The 16,425-nt window shown below is 44.3% G+C and carries 16 protein-coding genes and 1 tRNA gene; 5 read left to right on the forward strand and 12 right to left on the reverse strand.

Annotation, left to right across the window (positions count from 1 at the left end; all coding sequences use genetic code 11):
* Positions 1-486 precede the first annotated feature (486 nt).
* Both BC643_RS08920 and BC643_RS08925 read left to right on the forward strand, forming a co-directional pair.
* On the forward strand, positions 487-840 hold the full coding sequence (locus tag BC643_RS08920; RefSeq protein ID WP_170154504.1) for a QcrA and Rieske domain-containing protein: 354 nt from the start codon (positions 487-489) through the stop codon (positions 838-840).
* Between the two features lies 1 nt (position 841).
* Positions 842-3,547: a cytochrome b N-terminal domain-containing protein gene (locus BC643_RS08925; protein ID WP_170154505.1), complete on the forward strand. Its 2,706-nt coding sequence runs from the start codon at positions 842-844 to the stop codon at positions 3,545-3,547.
* Here the strand turns inward: BC643_RS08925 and BC643_RS08930 are convergent.
* The 5 genes from BC643_RS08930 to BC643_RS08950 form a co-directional block, all read right to left on the reverse strand.
* Positions 3,544-4,110 carry a molybdenum cofactor guanylyltransferase gene (locus BC643_RS08930; RefSeq protein ID WP_147377178.1) on the reverse strand — a complete coding sequence of 189 codons (567 nt, stop codon included), beginning with the start codon at positions 4,108-4,110 and terminating at the stop codon, positions 3,544-3,546. The genes BC643_RS08925 and BC643_RS08930 overlap by 4 nt on opposite strands.
* Before the next feature lie 283 nt (positions 4,111-4,393).
* The gene (locus BC643_RS08935) at positions 4,394-5,191 is read right to left on the reverse strand and encodes a hypothetical protein (protein WP_120272760.1); all 798 of its coding nucleotides are present in this window, start codon (positions 5,189-5,191) and stop codon (positions 4,394-4,396) included.
* 1 nt (position 5,192) lies between these two features.
* Entirely contained in the window at positions 5,193-5,921 is a 729-nt protein-coding gene (locus tag BC643_RS08940; RefSeq protein WP_211338019.1) for a L,D-transpeptidase, read from the reverse strand.
* Positions 5,922-5,936: 15 nt separating this feature from the next.
* On the reverse strand, positions 5,937-7,046 hold the full coding sequence (locus tag BC643_RS08945; protein ID WP_120272761.1) for a L,D-transpeptidase family protein: 1,110 nt from the start codon (positions 7,044-7,046) through the stop codon (positions 5,937-5,939).
* Positions 7,047-7,125: 79 nt separating this feature from the next.
* Positions 7,126-7,728, reverse strand: coding sequence for a hypothetical protein (locus BC643_RS08950; RefSeq protein WP_120272762.1), 603 nt, complete (start codon positions 7,726-7,728; stop codon positions 7,126-7,128).
* A gap of 164 nt (positions 7,729-7,892) precedes the next feature.
* On the opposite strand from BC643_RS08950, the gene BC643_RS08955 reads away from it, so the two are divergent.
* From BC643_RS08955 to BC643_RS08965, 3 genes are all read left to right on the forward strand, one after another.
* Complete coding sequence (locus tag BC643_RS08955; RefSeq protein ID WP_120272763.1) at positions 7,893-8,462, forward strand: RNA polymerase sigma factor; 570 nt, start codon at positions 7,893-7,895, stop codon at positions 8,460-8,462.
* 64 nt (positions 8,463-8,526) lie between these two features.
* Positions 8,527-8,934 carry a hypothetical protein gene (locus tag BC643_RS08960; RefSeq protein WP_120272764.1) on the forward strand — a complete coding sequence of 136 codons (408 nt, stop codon included), beginning with the start codon at positions 8,527-8,529 and terminating at the stop codon, positions 8,932-8,934.
* Between the two features lie 91 nt (positions 8,935-9,025).
* A tRNA-His gene (locus BC643_RS08965) sits at positions 9,026-9,102 on the forward strand.
* 212 nt (positions 9,103-9,314) lie between these two features.
* On the opposite strand, the gene BC643_RS23300 is transcribed toward BC643_RS08965, so the two are convergent.
* The 7 genes from BC643_RS23300 to BC643_RS09000 all read right to left on the reverse strand — a co-directional run bounded on the left by BC643_RS23300 (position 9,315) and on the right by BC643_RS09000 (position 16,421).
* The gene (locus BC643_RS23300) at positions 9,315-11,078 is read right to left on the reverse strand and encodes a hypothetical protein (protein ID WP_147377179.1); all 1,764 of its coding nucleotides are present in this window, start codon (positions 11,076-11,078) and stop codon (positions 9,315-9,317) included.
* 5 nt (positions 11,079-11,083) lie between these two features.
* Positions 11,084-11,542: a hypothetical protein gene (locus BC643_RS08975; RefSeq protein WP_120272766.1), complete on the reverse strand. Its 459-nt coding sequence runs from the start codon at positions 11,540-11,542 to the stop codon at positions 11,084-11,086.
* Positions 11,543-11,627: 85 nt separating this feature from the next.
* Positions 11,628-12,632, reverse strand: a complete 1,005-nt coding sequence (locus BC643_RS08980; RefSeq protein WP_120272767.1) for a carboxypeptidase-like regulatory domain-containing protein — start codon at positions 12,630-12,632, stop codon at positions 11,628-11,630.
* 41 nt (positions 12,633-12,673) lie between these two features.
* A complete protein-coding gene (locus BC643_RS08985) occupies positions 12,674-13,651 on the reverse strand; it encodes a nuclear transport factor 2 family protein (RefSeq protein WP_120272768.1) in 978 nt (325 codons plus the stop codon).
* Between the two features lie 29 nt (positions 13,652-13,680).
* Positions 13,681-14,619 carry a hypothetical protein gene (locus tag BC643_RS08990; protein WP_147377180.1) on the reverse strand — a complete coding sequence of 313 codons (939 nt, stop codon included), beginning with the start codon at positions 14,617-14,619 and terminating at the stop codon, positions 13,681-13,683.
* Between the two features lie 2 nt (positions 14,620-14,621).
* The gene (locus tag BC643_RS08995; RefSeq protein ID WP_120272770.1) at positions 14,622-15,788 is read right to left on the reverse strand and encodes a hypothetical protein; all 1,167 of its coding nucleotides are present in this window, start codon (positions 15,786-15,788) and stop codon (positions 14,622-14,624) included.
* A 6-nt stretch (positions 15,789-15,794) separates the two neighbouring features.
* Positions 15,795-16,421: a hypothetical protein gene (locus tag BC643_RS09000; RefSeq protein WP_147377181.1), complete on the reverse strand. Its 627-nt coding sequence runs from the start codon at positions 16,419-16,421 to the stop codon at positions 15,795-15,797.
* Positions 16,422-16,425: the final 4 nt, after the last annotated feature.

The raw sequence follows: 16,425 nt of genomic DNA on the forward strand, positions 1-16,425 counted from the left end.
ATTATACTTTATCCAAAAGTTAGGCTATACAAATATTTATACGTTTAGATATGATGACAAATATAGAAGTAAAATTGGAACAGCCTACGACTAAAATCTAATTTGAAAACATTAAAAATAACAACCGGAAACCTTCGGATTTTAAGGTATTTTTATCCAATTAACCAAGAGGACTACATGCATATAAACTACTCTATTACTACATATTAGATTAACACAAACAAGAATAATCTGTAAAAATCTGCTCCAATATCCATCTGCTAATATTTCGGATACTCAAATCCTATTTAAAGTAATTCCAAATAAACTTTTGGTCATATGCAAATTAACAAAACAATGCTTCTTTTTCAATGTGTTATAGAATAGCCTCCAACCGGGAACCATTACATCTAACATTACAGATATTTTCATTTATCATTTTACTACTTTTGAATCTCAAAATGAAGGATGATGAGAGTGAACCGACGAACATTTCTAAACCAGGGCATGACGATCACGATCGGACTGTTTGTTGCACTGTGGAATAAAATCACCCTCAACCAGATCAAGCTCGGAAAACAGCGCAAGCACATTTTTCCTTTCGATAAAAACAAGTCCATCACTTTCATCGATGATTTTATCATTATTAATCGCGATAATCAAACTCAGGTTTTTCGGGCGCACTGCACCCATCTGGGGTGTAAAATCAACCAGGCAACGACTGACAAACTGGTCTGTCCCTGCCATGGGTCGGAATACGATTTGAACGGTCAGGTGCTGAAGGGACCTGCCTATAAGAATCTGAATATCATGAAATCGAGCATTTCTGAAGATGGCTCACAAATTGAAATTGAAGCGTAGGATGGCCGGTAAAAAACATAAAACAACCTTTGGAACAGTCGCTTTGAGCCTGTTTTGGCTTATCCTGCTCTCAGGCGTTTTACTGGCTGTCCCGTTCGATGTGGACTCGCCCTATTTAAGCGTGAGCGGAATGATGGTTGGCAATCCATGGGCTTCCTTCATCCGGAACCTGCATTACTGGAGCTCACAGTTCTTTCTTATTTGCAGTTTGCTTCATATGTACGATCATTTTCACAACAAAGAACGAATTGGCTTGAAGCCAGGCATGGCATTGCGGCTGAGCGTCGGCGTACTCATCATTTTCCTGGCCATGCTGACCGGTTTTTTGCTGAAAGGTGATGCAGATAGCCTGCAGGCCCGACAGATTCTGGAAACACTTGCTCAACGCATCCCCATTATCGGCGAATCGCTGGCCTTTTCGCTACTGGGCAAACCGGATAGTTTCCAATTAATTTATGTCCATCATATTGCCACTTTTACGATTTTCATCGCCATCATTATGGTGGAACACAGCCGTCGATTTTGGCCATCAGCATTGGAATTTCTCATGACTTCTGTCGGAACACTTCTGGCGAGCTACCTTTTCAGCGCCCCCTTGCACGACAACCTGAATCCAACCGTGAAAGGGCCTTGGTACTTTGTCGGGTTCCAGGAAATCCTGCACTGGTTCAGTCGTCCGGAGTGGACTTTATTGATTCTTTTGGCACTGCTGGCGTTGGTCTACTTTGTCAATACTTACAACGGGAAACTTGTACTGGTTAGTAAACGAAGTTTGCTTGTTTTTACGACGTTCTACTTCGTGCTTACCATCATTGGCCTTTTCTTCCGCGGCGAGCATTGGAGCTGGACTTATCCAGGCGCTCCAAGCTACAACTATAGTGTGTTGCACAATTTCAAGTCGCCAATGGTGAAGTTTTCGCCTGAATTCGGAGCGGATGCAGCCAACAACTCGCCAACTGTTTTGGGGCGAAAAGAAAGTTGCCTGGCCTGCCACAACCAGCCACACGGTTTTGTTGATGCGCATAAACCCGACGTTATCGGCTGTTTTTCATGCCACGGAGGCGATCCGTTTGCAACCGGCAAGCAGCAGTCGCACCGCAACATGATTTTGATTCCCGGAAATCTTGCCACAGCATCGCAGTCCTGCGGCACCATGCAGTGCCACCCCAATATTGTTGAACGCGTTCCGACCGGTTTGATGTCGACCCTCAGCGGAATGATCAGCGTTGATCGATTCGTTTTTAATGAGCAGGACAATCCAGATCAACTGACCGATGTGCATCAACTGGGCAATTCCGCTGCCGACGAGCATCTAAAAAACCTGTGCGTCCGATGTCATCTTGGAAATCCCAAAACCGAGATTGGTCCAATTACAGAAATGAGCCGCGGCGGAGGATGTCTGGCCTGTCACCTTAATTACAGCCAAGAAGCCAAGGATGAAATAGCAGATAGTTCCCTTGAAGTCCGAAAGTTTCACCCGGCAGTGAGTTTGCAGGTAACGAACAACCATTGTTTTGGATGCCACAGCCGCTCAGGTCGAATTTCGACCAATTACGAAGGATGGCACGAGACCACACTGGAAGCCAGCCAAATGACGAACGATTCCAACTACCGATTGGTGGAGGAAAGCCGCGTCTTTACGAAAGAGCCCGAAGATGTCCACCACAAAGCCGGTATGGAATGTATCGATTGTCATCATTCGTACGAGCTGATGGGCGACGGTAAACATTATGCCCACGAGGAAGATCAGCAAGATGTGCAATGCAGCGATTGTCATTTTTCGGGAAAAGCCAACACGCTTGCAGCAACCGATCTGGATAACGAATCAGCACTCATAGCCGCTCTGCGCTTCGGGAATATCAATAACCGGATGATCTTAAAAACTGCCAAACACCAGCATGCACTGATCAACACTTCTGTAGAAAACGACTCTGTGTTCCTATACGGAAAGAACACAGGCAAAAAAATGCCGGTGAAAGCGCCGGCGGCGGTTTGTACCCGAAACAACGCCCACCAAAACCTGGCCTGCTCCAGCTGCCACAGCTCGTGGGCACCAAGCTGTGTTGGCTGCCACAACAGCTACGATCCGAACGAACCGGGCTACGACATGACGCGCAACGAAGAAAAACGAGGTAGCTGGGTTGAATACATTGGAACCTACACCGCCAAAGAACCAGCTTTGGGCGTTCGCGTTTCGGATGAAAAAACAGAAGTTATTCCGGTAACACCCGGCATGGTGCTCACCATAGACAAGAAATCGTACCCGAACTCAAAAGGCGACTCCGTAATTTTTCACCGACTGTTTGCTCCCACCGCACCGCATACAACTTCTGCAAAAGGGAGAGATTGCAAAAGCTGCCACAATAACCCGGTTGCCCTGGGATTTGGCGAGGGCGAATTAACCTACAAAATAGAAAACGGAAAAGGCCAGTGGGTATTCAATGCTACTTATGAAGATGATCCGAACGACGGGCTTCCGGCAGACGCGTGGACCGGATTTCTGCAAACCCGGGAAGGAACGGTTTCAACCCGAACAAACGTCAAACCGTTCAATGTAAAACAACAGCAAGAGATACTGATCGTGGGTGCTTGCCTCAATTGTCATGATGAAAATTCGGGAGTGATGAAAAGAAGTCTGGAAAATTTCGAGGAATTACTGCAACAACGGAGCAGTCAATGTATCCTTCCGAATTGGCCCCAACCTTAGAACTTGTTCAGTTCTTCCATGCTATTCATATTATCGAAAAGGCGTGGATATTTTGCCACCAAATGGTCAACTTCCAGCAAATTCAATTTCGAAGAATGAATAACCTGCTGCAGTTTATAATTCCGCTCAATCAACTGCGTTTCAAAAAATGAAGCCATTTCTTTCCTGTAGACAGCAATCAGCGGCTCGACTCCACATTTATGAGTGGGAACAACGGCGTTGAAACCGCTTGTATTGGCCAGCAACAACTCGATCAACTCGGGCTGCACAAACGGAACATCGCAACTGATAACAATATTGTGATCGAAATTGGTCTCCGCAAGCGCAGCGTGCAAACCGCCAATCGGCCCACATTTTTGATACACATCAGCAACCGTGCGCAATCCCAGTTTTTCATGTGCGCGAATATTGGTGCTGATAATTATTTCGGAGCAAAAAGGTTTCAATAAATCGATCGCATAATCAATGAGGCGTTTCCCTTCAAAAGTCACGAGCGCTTTATCGGTTCCCATGCGAGAACTCATACCACCGGCCATAATTATCCCGCCAATTTCTTCCTTCATCAGATTGCTGATTTTTGTTTTACCCGAAGTTCGGAAAATTCGACCAAACACGAAAAGAAAAATTTCCGTTTGCAGCCCGTTACCTCTAATCCATTCTCCGTCTAAATAGAAAAGAAATTAATTATGAAAGCGGGTAATTCGAAAAGTCAGGGGAACTTGATCGCGTTTTCAATTGGATTGGCGCTGATTGTGATTCTGGTCATCATATATCTGACATAAGCGCAACCCAAAGAGGGAAAGGGAACACCGGGACACACAGAGATCCCGGTGTTTTATATTTTTGTCAATACCGAATACAAACCAACGGATGGACGGGTAAAGCCCGGTAAATTGCTTTGGCATCCGCTTCGGAAATCACCATACCAATTTGCGGCACATATTCCGGAACTTTAAAGGCAAGCGTTTGCTCCATATCTTTCTTCAACCCTGCAAAATCCTGCTGCCACCAAAAACGTTGCCCCATCCACCAATCCGATTTCGAATCGGCATCCGAACCTTCAATCTTCACAACAATTCCATTATCGAGTTTTAGCAACCAGTGGACTGCTTCGGCTTTCACGCTGTCGGCAATATGTGTTTGGTTCGCAAACTCAATCGTATCTTTCGGCGCTTTCTTGATTTTTAATGGTTCTTTTTCGATCGTCGACAAGGCACTCTCGCCCACTGCCTGCACGCCGAAATAATGGTAGTAGGCACCGGTGTTCAGGTACTTAAAAAATGGATCGTAGCGAAACTCCTGAATTTTGACACTTTTCAAAACAACACCTTTCAACTCGAGCTGCAACAGGCTGTCCTTCAAATCCACGCTCAAACTAATGGAGTCGGTTTTTGAAATCTGAAACCGGGTTTCGAGCCAAATCTTTTCTTTATATAGTTTGAAATAAGTAGAATCCACATCGTGCCCAACTGAAAGCAGTTGAACATCCTCTAGTTCATACAAAGCTTTCAGATGTTTGCGAACGGCGATCACCGACAAAACGGCATACTGAACTGCCACAAACAACAGGATGAGCGGCACCACCACCGCAAAAAATTTCCGGACCGGATGAGACGGTTTCCGGCTATGCTTTTGAATATTCATATCAGTAAATAAATACTTTGGCCCCTGTTGGCAGGGTTTTGTAAACTGCTTCCAAATCATCGTCGTTCATCCGGATACAACCATGCGTAACAGGCTGCCCTAAAAAACGTTTATACAGCGTACCGTGAATCAGGTATCCATCGCCCAGGCTCAGCGCATAATCGCCCAACACGCCGTACTCGTAACGCGAAGGATCGTTAGCCGGCGGAATGGGCAAGCCTTCTTCAACAAATGCCCAGTCGGGTCTGCGCCAAACCGGGTTGGTAATTTTTCCCTTGATGGTAAATACGCCTTTGGGCGTCTCGAATACCCAGTTTTTTTCATTCTCCGCCTCCAGCTTTGTGTAGCTTCCGGTCGAGCAGAGTCCTTCACGAATCAGCTGTTTATTTTGATACAAAAAGAAGGTATTATCTGTTGTGTTGACAATCAGGTAGACACCACCAGGGGTAAGGCGTTCAATCTTTTTTTGCAGCCGACCGATATCAGCCATCACATCTTTCTCGGAAGGCAACTCTGCCAAAGCAGTTTCTGTGCTATCTTGCTTAATCGCGTAGAACAAGCTCCGTCCCTTCAACCAAGGGGTAGTCGAAAACAAGATCAGCAGAGCCACAACCACAGAAGCAATCAGGATCGCAATGAACCCAATCCATCCCCATACAGGCATGCAAGCTTTCACGATCTCCTGCTCTTTTTTCGAATTGATCGTTTCCTCATTTATTTCATTCTCCATCGAAGAAATCAGTTATTAGTTTCCCAAAATTTCACTCAGGGGCTTTAGCGAGCCCACAATAACAACCGGAGTCCCTACGGCAACCATCCGGTACAACGAGTCCATGTCATCGTTTTTCAGCGCCACGCAACCATCGGTCCAGTCCACCCCTTTGCCGCCCAGCCCGTGCAGTTCAATCAAACCACCAATATCCGCTTTTGCGGGAAGGCTGCCATTTCGTTTGGCCGCTGCAAACCGGCTACGGTCATCGTCATTCGGATAATTAATCAGCAAAGCTTTATAGAATGTGGTACGTGAACCGTCTTTTTTCTGCGTAATCTGGTAAATCCCTTCGGGCGTGGCCTTGTCTCCTTTTCGCTGCTTATCGCCCATCCAGTTCATACCAAGTTCAATTTCGTAAGTGCGAAGAACTTTTCCGCTTTGATAAACCATGCAACGGTGCGCCAGCTTATCTACCAGAATGACTTTCTTGCCACCCTTCGACATTTTTACGGCCTTTTCGGCCTGTTTCTGCCATTGGCCATGCCCACCAAACCAATTTCGCACAAGCTTTTCTGCCTTATCATTAGAACTCTCAATCAGTTCTTTGGCTTGCACAAAATGCTTATCGGCTTCGGTAAACCGCTTGTTCTGCCAGGCAAACTTAGCTTCCGAAAGTTTCAGCACGCCTTTATTATGCGCTTTGGTAACACTGCCCGGCAAAGGCATTCGCTTGTAATAGCGATTGTAAAGCGAAACTTGCTTTTCCAGCTCAGTCACCCCTTTTTTCACGCGGGTGTCGGCCGATTTGGAACGATTTCCGGAAAGCTGCTGTGCTTCTGTGGCTTTGTCGATCGCTTCCGCAATCCAGCCATCCAGCCGCGAATAATTGCGAAACAAAAAGAACCGTTCGTTTTCCTGCGCCCAGCACTGCATAGCTGAGTCGTAAGCCTGGCTGGCCTGCCGATAAACCTCTTCGGCGTAAACTTCAGCCTCCGACTTTTGCGCCAGGTGCAAGGCTTCCCGCGCCATTCTCATGGCAGCAACCGGCGGCTTCGGAGTTCGATAGACGACATATCCTGCGCAACACCCCAAGACCACAAAAATCCAAAATCCCCAAACAACTCCCCTTTTCAGTTTACGCATAGAACCAATTCTTAAAAAAATCCCCGGGAGAAAAATCCCGGGGAAAATTCTTGGTAATTACCGTTAAAAAATACGGTTCTTATCTTTTTTTGTTTTTGGCATATTTTGCGATCACTTCGCTCAGCTCGGTGTTGATAGCCACTGCTTTTTCTTTTGATGCTTTTGATTTTTCCAATGCACCCATCAAGTTATCAGCAGCAACCAGATCAGTTACTTCAGTTTGTGAAGCTTCGATCAGGGCGATGTCGCCTTTGATAGCTTCCAAAGCAGCAGCACCTTCTTTACCTTTAGGAGCCTGAGCTACCAGCTCGTTGTTTTGAGCAACCAGGTCAGCGATTTCAGTTTGAAGTGCAGCAACTTCTTGTTTCACTTCTTCTTTGCGAACTTCAGTTTTTGTTTTGGTATCAGCAGCCAACTGTGTTACAACAACCAATTGTTCTTTTACCTTGTCGAAGTTCTTGAAAAGCTTACCATTTTGAGCTTCTACATTTTCGTTTACAGCGCGCATCGAATCTTGCAAAGCAGCAAAATCTTCAGCTACGTAAACATCTGCACCGGCAGTTTTTGCAGCTTCAATTGCAACGTTAGCTGCATCAATTTCAGCTTGAGGAATTTTACCACAGCTACTAAACAAGACAGCGATACTTACTGCTGTCAACGCGATCATCAACTTTTTTTTCATCGTAAATAAGTAAAATTTATTTTTTCAAGTGAATTCCAAACCCAATGCTTATTTTCGTTTTAGTTTATCCCAATCAGGATTGAAATCTCCATTTAGACGGAGGTAAATTCTGAAGTAACGCAACGGATGAAAAAAATTTTAAAATTCTATTTTGAACCTGGTTTATGACCAAAGCTCAATACAAAGATCTGCCTGACGAAGAGCTTGTTCGACTGATTGCTCAGGAAAATAAAACCGAGCTTTTCGAACTTCTTTATAAAAGGTATTTTCTGAAAGTTGTCGACAAATGCTACAGTTTTATCAAAAACCGAAGCATGGCGGAGGATTTTGCCAACGATATTTTCTCGAAAGCCTTCGAAAAACTTCCCGGCTTTAAGGGTAACGCTCATTTTTCGTCGTGGCTGTACGCCATTACCTATAATTACTCGATTGACTACCTGCGACTGAAAAAGAAGCTGCACTACCCGAACTGGAACACGGAAAACGAGATCCAGGACATCCCGGACGAATCGGAAGCCGATCTGCAGGATTTGAGCTACGACAACCTGCTGCAGATTCTGGAAATGATTCACCCCGAGGAAAAAGCCTTGTTACTGATGAAATACCAGGACAACCTGCCGGGAAAAAGCATTGCCCAAACGCTGCGCATTAGTGAAGACGCGGTGAAAATGCGATTGAAACGAGCGAGGACTCGGGTCATTTACCTGTACCAAACCAAATTCGAAAAAGATTAATCGGACTAACCAACGTTACTTTCAGAAAAAAGAACGTCAAAAGCTAAGCAGAAAACAGACAAACATGGATGTAAAAAATTTCTTTCAAAAAATACTTTCCGGCAACAAATCCATACAGGTTCCGGCAGCAGTGAAAACCAGCTTTACCAAACAATTTGCTGATCCGTTGAATCTGGAGTGGCACAAAGCCGCCGAGCAATTCGAGGCCGTCTTTTATAAAGAAGACCTGGAACACATTGCCCGTTACAAAGTCGATGGCGAGATCACCTGCCTTAAAGTTAATCTACCACTGGACGGACTTCCGGAAGCAGTCAGCACAGCGGCGCAGTCTCATGGTGAATTGATGAATGCCATCTCAATTTTGTGCGATGAAACGCAGAAATACGAGGTTATTGTTCGCGACGCGGAGCTAAATCGCTATTTCCTGCTGATTAGCCCAAACGGCGAAGTATCTGAAAAAGAAAAACTTTAAGAACGAACAAAAAAAAATTCTGTTACAAGTACAGAAAACGCTTGCAGGGATCAGAAATAAAATACTATATTTGCACCCGCAAGCAAAAATGGTGGTTGTAGCTCAGTTGGTTAGAGCGTCGGATTGTGGTTCCGAAGGTCGCCGGTTCGAGACCGGTCTCCCACCCCAAACAAAAGGATGTCAGAAACGACATCCTTTTTGTTTTATGACTCTCACTGCGGCCTTGCACTTCTTTTTCACACAGACAGAAAACGATACCGATCACACGCCGGCAAAGTTCATGATATGAAATCAAAACATGAAAGAATTAGCCAGCTAGGCTCATCTACAAGGAAAGAGAAAGAGAGGAAATTGTTGCAACTCCCTCTCCTCTATTCTATCTAAAATATCAAGTTCCAAACCCACGAGACTACGTTCCAGGCTAACACAACTATGATCAGGATTACCATGATAATTTTCCAAACAATCCACACAAATAGGGTAGCCAGAAAAGTGACTCCGATTGCGTTTGCAATCCACCAGATCCCCAAAAACAATCCTGTAAATAGCACTGCAGAAATCAGCCCAACCATAAAACGCGGAATATGCCCCGGAATTCGCCAACGAAATCCAGTTCCGACTGCGGCACCTGATGCGTAGCCCAAAAATACGGGAACAACAGCCAACAACATTTGCGTACCCGTATGGTAATCGTGAAACCAATTCGAAGTTCGATTGATAAAACTCATATAACTGAATACGTGATTGTAATTGTTGCAATAAGAATAAACCGCAAACAAAGCAATAACGCCAAAAACAAGACTTCCGGTTAAAGCTCCAGTATGATAAGCAGCTTGCAACTTCTCATCAACATCATTTTTTAGTTTTTCAACGTTATCTCTCAACTCATACGTATCAATTTTCGCTACCCGATCACAAATTCTTCCTGCTGCGGTGTAGTTTCCATTGTCGTATTTACCCCAAGCACTGTCAATCAAATCGCTAGAATAATCAAAAATCGGACTCTTCCCTGGAATCACCTCCAAGTCATCTCCATGAAAAAGCATACGGTATTTCTTACCGTTAAATGTATATTCAAGTTCCCAAGTATCAATTCGCTGAATTTTCAATTCCTGGAAAAGCACCCGCCTGATAGAATTCTCTTCGCTTTTCGATTTACGAATGATATCGCCGACTGATTTGTAAAGATCATGAGTTGCCTCGACTGGATTTCGCATAATTCCGTTGGATGAAAAACCAAAAATCGGCTTCCCTTCTATTTCCGACCAGTTTTCAGCAAACTCCTGAAAATCGTCTTCAAAATTTTCGTTGATATAGATAATCGAATGCGTATCGTTGCTCAATTCCTGATCGATTGCCAGATAGTGATACAGGCGTTTTCTACCCTCGCAGGTAGGACAAACAATTTCACCATGCCCGTGACAACGCGAACAGGTTACTTTCCCCGTCCCTCCACAATTCGAACAAGATGTCTGTCCCGTCCCCCTACATCTGGTGCATCGTTCCGTAACATACCTATAACCAGTAGCATTACAAGCATCGCAAACATTGTGAATCGGCGTTGAGATGTGTCTCTGCAAATCACTATTCCACCGGTCCTCATAGGTCGTCCATCTTCCCCGCCCTCCGCAATTACTACAAGATCTAGAATTACTGACGTTTCCTTTTCCGTTGCAAGAAGAACATTGCTGTTTACCAGCCCCTTTACAACTGGAACAAGTTACCTGACCTTCGCCCGAACAACTAGGACATGTTATCTTACCATGTCCTGAGCAATGATGACAAGTTTTGACAAACTGAGAACCAGGCACAATAAAACTTTTAGTCTGCTCGATAAACTTCTTGGGAAGCGGTAAATCCGGATCCCAAATATTGAGTTGAGACAGGCTGAAATAGATCCGATCGGGCACAGATTGATTCGTGTAAGGCCGATTGTCCTCTTTCTTTTTACGCTGCTCAAGCTGACTTCTCAAATATGCGGGATACTCTGGCTTATACGTAATTTTACCAAACTCAATTTTATTGGCCAAATATTTAAACTCGTCTATTTTATAAGTTGCCGCCCATTGATTGATCTGGCGCTTCATCCGCAGAATCAAATCCTTATCTCCGCGAATGGTTTCGTCTAAAAAATATCCTTCCATAGCGTTCAATCTTCGCGGATTACAAATAATTTAATCAATGAGTAGGCGGAATAGACCAAAGTCAACAAAAGAACAAGAGGCGCCAAAAAAGAGGCCCACACGTTACTGTCAGCTTCATCTTCAACCAGAGCAAGCGCCTTGTATTTTGCCTTATTTCCCCAACTTGCCTGCACCGAATCCTTTACCATCAACTCCATACTGACAGAATCCACTAAAAGATAATTCCGTTTCAGTCGCCCCGGCAAAACCGCCTCCGATTTGTTAATAAGCTCCGTTGCGAATGCCTCCAAAACAGAGACACTATCTTCTACCATTGCTTTTGAATTCAACTGATACCACTTCTTCGAGCCTACCTTTCCGGCAGACACCGTTGTTTTATTCTCATCGGATTGAGCAAAAGCGAAACTAACAGCCACTATAAAAACAGTTAGCAACACAGCCGATTTATATCGAATTCCATTCATCTCTTTTTTTTTTTGTCTAAGTAGAGAAAGCATTGTTTACAGCGATCCCCAAGATTCATAAACCAAATAACAACTGGCTGTTTCGTCACTCCAGTGTTTCTAATAGCTTCAAGCCTACCCCGAGACCAATCGCTCCTTTGCTTAATTTCAGCGCAACGTTTAACTCAACAATTGAATCGTTTGAAACATGATGATAAACCGGCCGATAAGTTAATTTTGAGAATTCAAGAACCTCATTCTCCTGCCGAACCAGTAATTCATACCTACCATTATCGTCGGTATATCCGAGCGACTTTTCGCCCTCATATTTATTCTTTTTAACCTCGACAGCACTTTTTATTTCAGCGTGAGCTATAGGATCTCCGTCATCATCGGTGACACGACCGTAGACTTTCCGACAGATATTACCATACGCTTCTTCGCAGTCGTCAATGCGCCCCTGACAATAGGCATCATTAGCATTAATAGCCAGCACTTCCTTGTAGAACTCCTCTGCCTGTTGGTATTTTGATTCTCCAAATGCCCGATCAGCCTTACGTCTCAGGAAAATACACATATCAATATCTTCAAGGCGTTTTTCGAGGTCGCTATCCGCCGGTTTATCGGAACACTCCAATGCCAGCGCATACTTTTCTTTGGCTTCCGAATACATTGATTTCGTCAACAATTCGTTTCCTTCATTTCTATTTTGGAAATAACAGCCTACCCCAACACTTCCATCCGGGTCGTAGACATAAAAACTCAGAACTTCTTTTGCATTTAAAGGAATCGGAATCACTGTTTTGTCGTAACCATCAACTTTAACTTCCAACTTTCGGCCGCGATAAAGATTTCCGACAACAAACTTCAGGAAGTAGTAATTAAAGCTGCTTTCCTGAACGGTATTGTACACTTCAACGGTTTTATCCATTGTTGATTCAAAACTGAGGCTGTTGATATCCGGCGTACAGATAATTACAACTGCTTCATCGTTTTCAACCCGGGGAATTGCAAGGCCAACATCTTTTGCCTCATAGTTCATACTTTTTTGAGCGAGAACAGCCTGACTCGAAAGACACAAAAACAGGCTTATTAATTTCAGAAATTTCATTGCGGTAAATTTTACAAGGGTTTGGTTAGTTTTTTTTCTTTTTAGTTGACTATCTCGAATGCCCCCAAATCAAAGCGCTCTTCCTTGGGCATCACCTTTCCATTGTATTTTTCAGGCTGCCAAGTACGTACATGGATAATCGGGTTGGCTTCGTCTTTAAAATCGATCATCAGAAACACATACCCGGAATCGCTGTAGCGCGAGGTATTCCAGTCCTGTTTGAAGGCCACACCGTATATTTCGTCCCACTTGGGATGCTGGGAAATCTCAATTTCATCAAAAAGAATATTGACATATTCGTTATTGGCAAACACCTGGCTCAGTTTGGTCAGATATTCCTGCTTGGTCTGTGTTTGATAGATTACTTTTTCTTCGCCCAAACTCTTCAATACCTGGTCGGAACCAGTTTGCTGCTTCACGACTTTACCGGTTATAATCAGTGCATCATCGCTATAAACCTGGCGTAAAAAGTCGATATCTTTCCGGTTATAGGCTGTCCGGAAATTTTCAACAAAATCAAGGATTACCTGTCGACGACGTAAATCAGTCACTGAGATATTAGCATCGATAACCGACATGTATTGCTGTACTTCCAAAGCAACATGCACGTCGTTAATCACACCGGAAGCATCCAGCCCGATAACCAGGTCGAGTTGATCATTGGCCTCTTTCATGAAGACTGGAATATTACGAACCTGGTAACCGGTTGCCGAGTTCAGGCACTTTTCCATCATCCAGGATTCGACGCAGTAAAAGCGACTGGTTTCCCACATCGCAAGCACAGATGTTCGTGCATCTTTACTGATGTAATTCCCATGCAGTTGCGGCACTTTTTCTTCGACATAAGCCGTATTCAAGTCAGTCAGCAACGCTGACACATTTTCTTCGATTGCTTTTTGCAACAAAGCATTATCCAATTTATTCTCCAATTCCAAGCTCGTATTGTGCTGGGCAAAAGAATCAATCCCAATGGCACAGAGCAGGAATAAAATCGCAATTAACCGATATTGTATTTTCATGATTTTTAGGTTTTAGTTGAAATAGTGACTTAATCCATTAGTTGAAACCACACGAAAGGATACTCACTGTAGTTTTCGCGACTTTCTAACGCCCCATTCCGAAGGTTCTTTCGCATAGCCGCTCCTTTGTCTAAAACACACAAAACTTCACCTTCGCGGGTATAATAAACGAGGTAGCACTTGTCGGCAAAGGACAAACTTTTGGAGCCTCCGTAAATGAGCATCCCTTTTCGTTTTTGTTCATCGAATATCTTCTGAAGACTGCCCGCTTGGTCAACTGTAATGATGTAGTCAAGCAGTTCCCGACTCGATGTAAAGACATGTTGAATGCTAATTTCTTCGGATTTTGCAGGTTTCTCTGACTCCACTGTTCCCTCCGCTTCTGGATCTGTTTTCGGAATTTCCGAAGACTCAACTACAGCAGTGGTTGCAATTGCTTCTCGCCCAATAGAAGACATTTTGGGTTCTTCAGCGACTGTAGAAACATCTGGATCAGCTGCCACTCCCAACATTTCCATTTCGCTAGCTGCAGCTTCTGTTGCAACTTCTTCTTGCGATTGTAGCGTTTCAGCTTTGACCTCTGAAATTTCAGAAACAGATTCCTCCACGGAAACGTCTGAGGTTGAAGCAAGCTCAACTTTTACCATCGACTCAATCTCCGACTTCAGCGCAAACACAATTGTCCTGAATTTAATCCCACGCGGCATTGTAATGTACTGACTGCTGTTCGCCAACATTGCCTCGACCGGCTCGCTTCGATTAATCAGGGCTGGCTCAAAATCGTAGATTTGCGACAGAAGGATCTTTTTGGCCGTGGATGTCGCCTCTGTTTCAGAATCGGCAGTGGCCTCACCATACAAATACAAATCTGTTGTTTTGATACTGCGCTCCTTCTCATGCTTATCCTGTGCTACTGAGACCACGCAGACCTGAAGAAAGACTATAATTAAAAGGACATATTTTTTCATTATTAGTAGTTTACAGTTACATAGGCGCCAGCTCCCTGGCGTTCCCCAAACAGGTTTTTGATGTTGTGTTCCGGTATAAATGAGCGCAGTTCGGCTTCAATCTCATGCTGCTCAAACAAATCGGTTTCTGAAGCCTTTATTGATAATAAATGCAGATAATTTCCCATTGAATTATAGAAGAAAACAACTGCATTCAACTCCCCTTCAGGGCTTTTCTCGAAACCCACAAAGGTCTGAAAGTTTTTCTGCCAGGTAGCCAAAATTGAAGCCAGCGGGAGGGTATAGGTTGAAATTTCTTTGCCGTATTTACGATGAGTCATTTTCACCTGAAGTTGCTTGGACGAGTCTGGTAGATAGTAAAACAAATTCGCTAAACTCTCCTGCGGAAAGCGACTATCATAAAGCCAAACTAATTGTTCGTTTGCCGATTTGCGGAAATAGCGCGAGTTGCCAACTGCAGGAATCATAAAACTTTGCGGAGACGAAAGCCACAAGCCAGTCTCTTTTTCAGTCACGCTAATTCGCTGTATGTCTTCAAACTGAACTCCACTACCGTCGTAACTTTTAAGCTTCATCTCCAGCTGATCATCCAACTCCTTCTTATCTCGTCCCGAAATCAAATCGTATTGAGCCGGAAAAAGAATCTCAAAACTTTGATGCCCCCCATTTTCCCAAACCGCAGAATAATTCAGCGAGTCCTTAGTTAGTCGAAAAACAGCAGAATTGTCTGCAACCAGCAGCGCGTCTTCCAGTTTTTGGAATAGCAGCCCTCCCAGAGGCACTTGGTTTAAATACAAAGCAATTTTATACTCCTTTAATTTAGAACCCAGTTTCCCTTGTTGATCTTCCAAACACAATTCCAAGCTTAGCCGCTCCAGAAATTCTGAAATCTCGGGATCAATTTGTTGCTTTACTCCGTCCGGAAACATTTTCAACCCCAAGTGAGCAATCTGCCCTTCTGAATTGAAGTTTACAAGCAAGCTCTTTCCATACAGCTGCCGGCTATTTCTCAACTCAGCAGCACCTGACCAACCGTACAATTGTTCGATTAGCCGCCCCAAAGACTCCAATTTTCGTGTTGCATAAATTGGCGATGGAGCTACCATTCCGAAGAATGAAATAGCTCCTATAAATACCAATAACACAAAAATACCACCAAAGCGCTTCATAGATCCTTAATGTGGTCGCCCCAAGATGAGCGTTTGCTTCTGAACATTTTCGCTATCGAATAGCTTCCCCTGAACCAGTTCGCCACCATAAAACTCCCCGACAATGTAATCGCCGGCTTCGGCGTAACGTTCCTGCCTGTCGCGTTTGGAAATCAAATGGCGCTCGCTGTAGTACATCGTTCCCATTCCATTTGCTTTTCCGTCTTTCAACTCTCCTTTGTAAGTTCCAAATCCAAGATCGAGGCTGGAATTGTTGACAGGAGCCGATGGGGCAACCTGCTTCGAAGCTTCGGGTACCGGGGCAGACTCTTCTGCAACTGCCACCGGCGGCGTTTCCTCTACTTGCTGCACTTGCTCTGTTGATGCCAATGCGGCTAAATCTTCAAATTCATCAGTCTCATCACCTGAAAGAGCATAGATTAGCCCACCGCCGGCCAACACAAGCACCAACGCAACTCCCCCAATGATGAGCGGCATTTTCTTTTTGCCGCCCTTCGATTTTCCAACCATTTCGGTTAGCTCACTGTCGCACTCCGGGCAAACAAAATCTTCGGTCACACCCAGTTCGATTGTCTCTTTTAAATCTGCTTTTGAGCAGTTGCCAAAATTGATGCAACTGCCTTTTCTCGTCATGTCC

The organism is Mangrovibacterium diazotrophicum (genome assembly GCF_003610535.1).
Classification (GTDB): Bacteria; Bacteroidota; Bacteroidia; order Bacteroidales; family Prolixibacteraceae; genus Mangrovibacterium; species Mangrovibacterium diazotrophicum.